The following is a 447-nucleotide window of genomic DNA, read 5'->3' on the forward strand; positions in this document are numbered from 1 at the left end:
CTCCTCGATGGTCAGTTCATCGATCAGGTTGAAGCTCTGGAACACGAAGCCCAGGGTTTCGGCGCGGAACTTCGCCAGTTCCTTTTCGCCCAGCGCCGCCAGGTCGCGATCTCCGAACAGATAGCGCCCGCCGGTCGGCCGATCGACCGTGCCCAGCGTGTTGAGCAAAGTCGACTTGCCGCAGCCCGACGGCCCCATGATGGCCAGGAACTCGCCCGCTGCGACATGCAGGTCGATATCGTGCAGCGCAGTCGTCTCCACCTCGTCGGAAACATAGCGGCGCTGAATGCCTTCCATTCGGATCATCGGTCTTCCCCCTTATCGGATGTTCAGGATATCGCCCTTCACGGACGCGGTGTTGCTGGTGACGAGGCGCTCGCCGGGATTGAGGCCGGAGAGGACCTCCACCTGTTCGGGATTGCGGCGGCCGATCTTGACACTGCGGCG

The 447-nt window shown here is 62.9% G+C and carries 1 protein-coding gene; it reads right to left on the reverse strand.

The genetic code is table 11. The features are described 5' to 3' along the window. The coding region (locus U1700_RS15100; RefSeq protein ID WP_332753494.1) for an ABC transporter ATP-binding protein at window positions 1–306 on the reverse strand (306 nt) is incomplete at its 3' end. Window positions 307–447 lie beyond the last annotated feature (141 nt).

Origin of the sequence: Sphingomonas sp. RB1R13 (assembly GCF_036663775.1) — a bacterium.
Classification (GTDB): domain Bacteria; phylum Pseudomonadota; class Alphaproteobacteria; order Sphingomonadales; family Sphingomonadaceae; genus Sphingomicrobium.